The sequence below is a fragment of the Elioraea sp. Yellowstone genome (assembly GCF_006704265.1).
Taxonomy (GTDB): domain Bacteria; phylum Pseudomonadota; class Alphaproteobacteria; order Acetobacterales; family Acetobacteraceae; genus Elioraea.
Window position 1 is genome coordinate 1 of the sequence record NZ_VIKA01000171.1, and the last position, 6,321, is coordinate 6,321.

Sequence of the window (6,321 nt, forward strand, 5' to 3'; positions counted from 1 at the left end):
CGCCACCACCAGCGGCGGCGGCGCGGACGGAGCCGGCCAGGGCGCGAGCGGGGCGGGCGCGGCCGCGAGGCGCTCGGTCGGATCGCGGCCGGCCATGTTCCGTGCCTTACCCGAGTCTGTTAGCGTCACGAGGCGTGTCCCTGCGGGGCGCGCTGCTGCCGGTTCCGTCGCAAGATGCGGGACACGGATCACGGACAAGATGGCCTGCCTCCGGGAGCGTGTAAAGAAATGGCTGAACCGTCGCGACTGATCCACCGCAACCTGCGCGAGATACTGCCCGTCGCGGTTGCGGGCGACGGGCTCTGGATCACCGACCGCGAGGGGCGCCGCTACGCCGATGCCTGCGGCGGCGCCGCGGTCTCCTGCCTCGGCCACGCGCATCCGGCGATCGTCGCGGCGGTGCGCGACCAGGTCGGCCGGCTGGAATACGCGCATACCGGGTTCTTCTCCTCCGAACCCGCCGAGGCGCTCGCCGCGACGCTGCTCGACGGCGCGCCCGCCGGGCTCTCGCACGCCTACATCGTCTCCGGCGGGTCGGAGGCGGTGGAGGCGGCGCTCAAGATCGCGCGCCAGTACTTCGTCGAGATCGGCGAACCCGCGCGTGCGCGCTTCGTCGCGCGCCGGCAGAGCTACCACGGCACCACCCTCGGCGCCTTGTCGGTCGGCGGCAACATGGCCCGGCGTGCGCTCTACGACCCGATCCTGCTGCCCGCCGGGCATGTCGAGCCCTGCTTCGCCTACCGCTGCAAGCGCGACGACGAGACCGAGGAGGAGTACGCCGAGCGCGCGGCCGCGAGCCTGGAGGCCGAGATCGCGCGCCATCCGCCCGGCACGGTGGCGGCCTTCCTCGCCGAGACCGTGGTCGGCGCGACCGCGGGTTCGGTTCCGCCCGTGCCCGGCTACTTCCGCCGCATCCGCGAGATCTGCGACCGCCACGGCGTGCTCCTGATCCTCGACGAGGTGATGTGCGGCATGGGCCGCTGCGGCACGCTGCACGCCTGCGAGGCGGAGGGGATCGCGCCCGACATCCTGGTGGTGGCCAAGGGGCTGGGGGCCGGGTTCCAGCCGCTCGGCGCGATCCTGGTCAACGCGCGGATCGTGCAGGCGATCCGCGCGGGCTCGGGCACCCTCGCGCACGGCCACACCTACGCCGCCCATCCGGTCGCCTGCGCGGCCGGGCTCGCGGTGCAGAGGGTGCTGCGCGCGGAGGGGATGATCGCGCGCGTCGCCGCGCTCGGGCAGGGCCTGGAGGCGCGGCTGGTCGACCGGTTCGGCAACCACGCCCATGTCGGCGATATCCGCGGCCGCGGCCTGTTCTGGTCGCTCGAACTGGTGGCCGACCGCGCATCCAAGGCGCCCTTCGATCCGGCGCGCAAGCTGCACCTGCGCGTGCGCCAGGCGGCCATGGCGCGGGGCCTGCTCGTCTATCCGATGGGCGGCACGATCGACGGGCGGTCCGGCGACCACGTCACCCTGGCCCCTCCCTTCACCGTGACCGAGGACGAACTCGACCTGATCGTCGACCGGCTCGGCGAGGCGGTGGAGGCGGCGCTCGCCGGATGAGCGTCGCCGCGCCCGCGCTCGACCGCGCGGCGATGGAGGCGTTCCTGCGCCGCGAGTACCCCCATGCCGGGTTCAACGACGGGCGGCTCGTGCTCGCCGAGTATGCGCGCGGGCGCTGCCGCGTGGTGCTGCCGCTCGACGAGCGCAACATCCGCCCCGGCCCGTCGGTCTCCGGCCCGGCGATGATGCTGCTCGGCGACGTCTCGGCCTGGATCGCGCTCCTCTCCGTGATCGGTCCGGTGCCGCTCGCGGTGACGTCGAACCTCGCCGTGTCGTTCCTGCGCCCGGCGGGACTCGCCGACCTCGTCTGCGACTGCCGCACGCTCAGGGTCGGGCGGCGGCTCGCGGTGATGCTGGCCGAGCTTGCGCGCAGCGCCGACGGCGTCGAGGTCGCGCACATGACGATCACCTACGCGATCCCGCCCGGCACCGGCTGACGGCTACTCGGCCGGGCGCCAGACCTCGAGCGGCCAGCGCTGGAAGCTCCAGGCCATCTCGACCTCGATGCGGTCCACCACGCGGTAGCGGCAGCGCCGCAGCGTCTCGGCGCGCACCAGGCTCGACCCGCGGTTGGCGATCACGACGTCGTAGCGGCGCCCGTCGAGCCCGGCGCCGATCCGCTCGGCGAGGCCGGCGACCTCGCGCGCGATGGTCGCGCGCGGCAGCCAGAGCGGCTCGAGCAGGGCCGGCGGCGCGACCGCCAGCGCCTCGGCGAAGTACTCGCTGTGGCCGGTCTCCGGCGCGGCCTCCCCGTCGAGCGCGGCGAGCGCCGCGAGCTCGGTCGTCACCAGCGGCGCCTCCGCCGCCTCGATCAGCCGCCCGGCGGCAGCGAACCGCGCCTCGGCCTCGGCGAAGCGATCGGGGTCGAGCGGGAACCAGTGCGCGTTCGCCAGCATCGCCGCCGGCAGGACGAGACGGAGCGCGCGCCCGGCCTCCGGCCGCCGCGCCCCGCCCGCCAGCACCGCGACCGCGAGCGGCGGCGAGAGCAGATGGAAGAAGTAGCTCATGTGCGCGCCCGGATGTCCGCCCAGGAGCGCGACCAGCGCGGCGAGCGCGGCGAGGGAGGCGAAGCTCCAGAACGAGGGCGTGCCGAGGCGCGGCCTGCATGCGGCGCGCACGCCGAGCGCCGCGAGCAGCGGCAGGCTGAACACCGCCCAGTCCCATGACTGGCGGATCAGATGGTGCGGGTCGTAGCGGGTCGCGGCGAGGTTCGCGCCCAGCACCAGCACCGGGTAGCCGGGGAATAGGAGGGCGAGCAGCGCCAGCGCCGCGGCAATGCCGGCGAGGGTGGCCAGCCCGTAGGCGAGCCCGCGCCGCCAGGAGCGGAACAGGAAGACGTAGGCGGCCGCCACGCCGGCGGGGAAGACGAAATAGACCTTGGCCGCGAGGCCGAGCAGCGAACAGGCGAGGCCGAGCGCGAAGCGGCGCGGATCCTCGGGCCGCGGCGCCATCGCCGCATAGGCCGCCATCATCAGCGCGACCCCGATGCCGTCCGGTCGAACCGTGGCCCCCACCCAGTAGAGCCAGCCCGCGGCCACCAGCGCGGTGGCGAGCCCGGCGGTCAGTCGCTCCACCCCTTCACTGCGCAGGACGCGGAACAGCAGCCAGGCGGCGAACGCGAAGCCGACACCGGCGACCGCGCGGTGCACCGCCAGCCCGGCGCCGAACAGCGCCGCGACGGGCAGCACCGCGAGCGGGTAGACGATGCCGTAGAGGTTCCCCGCCTCCGCGAGCGCCGCGGGGCCATAGGGGTTGCGGCCGTCGAGCAGCGCGAGCGTCGTCACGACCAGCGCGCCCTCGCGCATCTCCTGCGGCGCCGGCGAGACCAGCATGCGCAGGTAGATCAGCGCGAGCCAGGCGAAGCCCGCGACCGCGAAGGCGAGGGCCGCGCCCTCGGCCGCGACGAGCGCGCCCGGCGACCGTCCCTCGCCCCGCCAGGATGCTCCGTTGCGATCGCCACTCACGGTCCGGCCCGTCCCCCGCGCGCGTGCGCCGCGCGATGGCGCATCCGGACTCCCGACCAGGCGCGCGGCGGAATGATGGCGCGGCTCAGCCCGCCGCCGCCGCCGCCTCGGTGCCGCGCCTGAGCCGGTTCTCGCCGAGGAACAGCAGGATCGGCGCGGCGATGAAGATCGACGACGAGGTGCCGACGACGATGCCGAACAGCATGGTCCAGGCGAAGCCCTCGATCGCGCCGGAGGTCAGCAGGGCGAGCGGCAGCATGGCGAGGAAGGCGGTGGCCGAGGTGCCGATGGTGCGCGAGAGCGTCTCGTTGATGGAGAGGTCGATCAGCTCGCGCAGCGGCATGGTCTTGTACTTGCGCAGGTTCTCGCGCATGCGGTCGTACACCACGACCTTGTCGTTCACGCTGTAGCCGATGATCGTCAGCAGCGCCGCCACCGTGGCGAGGTCGAACTCGATGCGCGTGACCGCGAGGAAGCCGATCGCCTTGGTCACGTCCAGGATCAGCGTGACCACCCCGCCCACCGCGAACTGCCACTCGAAGCGGAACCAGATGTAGAGCAGGATCGCGAGCAGCGACATGCCGAGCGCGGTCATGCCGGCGGTGAAGAGTTCGGCCGAGACGCGGCTGCCCACCGCCTCGGTGCGCACGATGCGCGCCCCCGGCATCGCCTGATCGAGGGCCGCGCGCACCGCGGCGACCGCACGGCTCTGCGCCGCCTCGCTCTCCTGCGCCTCCATGCGCACCAGCACCTCGGTCGGCGAGCCGAACTGCTGCAGCGCCACCTCGCCCACCCCCGCACCGGCGATCGCGGCGCGCATCTCGGCGAAGTTCGCGGGCTCGGGCGTGCGCACCTCCAGCAGGATGCCGCCCTTGAAGTCGATCCCGTAGTTCATCCCCGGATAGAAGAACAGCACCACCGAGGCGAGCGACAGGATGGCGGAGACGACGAGGCCCATGATCCGGCCGCGCATGAACGGGATCTTGGTGCCGTCGGGAACCAGGCGGATCGGCATCGCGCGCTCCTCTCGTCAGACCGGCAGCGCGGCCGGGCGGCGCACGCGATACCACTGCACCATCAGCATCCGCACGAACACGATCGCCGAGAACATCGAGGTGACGATGCCGACCGAGATCGTGACCGCGAAGCCGCGCACCGGGCCGGAGCCGAAGGCGTAGAGCATCGCCATCGCGAGCAGCGTCGTCAGGTTGCTGTCGATGATCGTGGCGAAGGCGCGCTTGAACCCGGCCTCCATCGCGTTCATCGGCGTCCGGCCGCGTTTCGCCTCCTCCCTGATCCGCTCGTTGATCAGGATGTTCGCATCCACCGCCATGCCGAGCGTGAGCAGGATCCCGGCGATGCCGGGCAGCGTCAGCGTCGCCTCCATCAGCGACAGCACCGCCAGCAGCAGGATCATGTTGACGATCAGGGCGATGTTCGCGAACCAGCCGAACAGGCCGTAGAACAGCGCCATCCAGGCGATCACCAGGCAGAAGCCGATCGCGAGCGCGATCGCGCCGGCGCGGATCGAATCCGCGCCGAGATCGGGTCCGACCGTGCGCTCCTCGATCACGGTCAGCGGCGCGGGCAGGGCGCCGGCGCGCAGCAGCACCGCGAGGTCGTGGGCGGTCGCCGCGGTGAAGTTGCCGCTGATCTGGCCGCGCCCGCCGGTGATCGGCTCGCGGATCACCGGCGCGGTGATCACCCTGTTGTCGAGCACGATCGCGAACGGCCGGCCGACATTGTTGCGCGTCACCTCGGCGAAGCGGCGCGTGCCGACGGAGTCGAAGGTGAAGTTGACCACCCACTCGCCGGTGCGGCCGTCCTGGCCGGCGCGGGCATCCGTCAGGTTCGCCCCGTCCACCTCGACGCGCCGGCGCACGGCGTAGCGTGTGGGCTGCCCGCCCGGGCCGCGATCGCCCTCGAGGAACATCACCCCCGGCGGCGGGGTGCGCGCCGAGAGATCGGCGGTCTCGTCGAGCAGGTGGAAGGTCATGCGCGCGGTGGTACCGATCAGCTGCTTGATGCGCTCCGGGTCCTGGATGCCGGGAAGCTGGACCAGCAGCCGGTTCGCGCCCTGCCGCGCGATCACCGGGTCGACCACGCCGGTCTCGTCGATGCGCCGGCGGACGATCTCGATCGACTGCTCGACCGCCTGGGTCGCCTTGTCGCGCAGAAGCGGCTCGGAGAGGGTGAGGGTGATCGTGCCGTCGGCGGTGGCGGCCACCTCGAGATCGGGCTGGGTCTGGCCGAGCCCGACCGTCACCGGACTGGCGAGTTCGCGCAGGAGCCGCACCGCCTCCTGGGCGCGCGCGGGCTCGACGAGCTTGAGGGTGACGCTGCGCTCGCCGGTGGCCAGCCCGGTGTAGCCGATATTCGCCCCGCGCAGCCGCGTGCGCACGCCATCGGCCAGGTTGCCGAGGCGCTCGCGGATCACCGCGTCCATGTCGACCTCGAGCAGGAGGTAGGAGCCGCCCTTGAGGTCGAGGCCGAGCTGGAACTGGCGCCAGGGCAACCACTCCGCGGCCGCGCCGAGCCGCTCCTTCGGCACGAAGGAGGGCACGGCGAGCAGGGCCGCCAGCACGATGCCGCCGAGGATGGCGGCGATCTTCCAGCGGGCGAAGTACATCATGGCGCGACGGGCGCTCCTGGGGATGTCGGGCGGATGGGGGTGCCTGACCGGCGGCGGAGAATGCCCGCCGGGGCCCGCGGGCGCAATCGCCGCCGGGGCGGCGTTCGCCGAGGCTTGACCGGCGGGCCAGCGCATCGCGCCGGCGAGCGCGCGGTGCCCGGC

The 6,321-nt window shown here is 73.3% G+C and carries 5 protein-coding genes; 2 read left to right on the forward strand and 3 right to left on the reverse strand.

What is annotated here, in order from left to right:
• Positions 1–228 precede the first annotated feature (228 nt).
• Positions 229–1,563 carry an aspartate aminotransferase family protein gene (locus FK498_RS16470; protein ID WP_141856460.1) on the forward strand — a complete coding sequence of 445 codons (1,335 nt, stop codon included), beginning with the start codon at positions 229–231 and terminating at the stop codon, positions 1,561–1,563.
• Positions 1,560–2,000, forward strand: a complete 441-nt coding sequence (locus FK498_RS16475; RefSeq protein ID WP_141856462.1) for a PaaI family thioesterase — start codon at positions 1,560–1,562, stop codon at positions 1,998–2,000. Before FK498_RS16470 ends, FK498_RS16475 begins: the two co-directional genes overlap by 4 nt.
• Before the next feature lie 3 nt (positions 2,001–2,003).
• On the opposite strand, the gene FK498_RS16480 is transcribed toward FK498_RS16475, so the two are convergent.
• The 3 genes from FK498_RS16480 to secD form a co-directional block, all read right to left on the reverse strand.
• A complete protein-coding gene (locus tag FK498_RS16480; protein ID WP_141856464.1) occupies positions 2,004–3,527 on the reverse strand; it encodes a hypothetical protein in 1,524 nt (507 codons plus the stop codon).
• A gap of 85 nt (positions 3,528–3,612) precedes the next feature.
• Positions 3,613–4,542, reverse strand: coding sequence for a protein translocase subunit SecF (gene secF / locus FK498_RS20030; RefSeq protein WP_237560982.1), 930 nt, complete (start codon positions 4,540–4,542; stop codon positions 3,613–3,615).
• Between the two features lie 15 nt (positions 4,543–4,557).
• Complete coding sequence (secD, locus tag FK498_RS20035; protein WP_237560983.1) at positions 4,558–6,159, reverse strand: protein translocase subunit SecD; 1,602 nt, start codon at positions 6,157–6,159, stop codon at positions 4,558–4,560.
• Between the last annotated feature and the right edge of the window lie 162 nt (positions 6,160–6,321).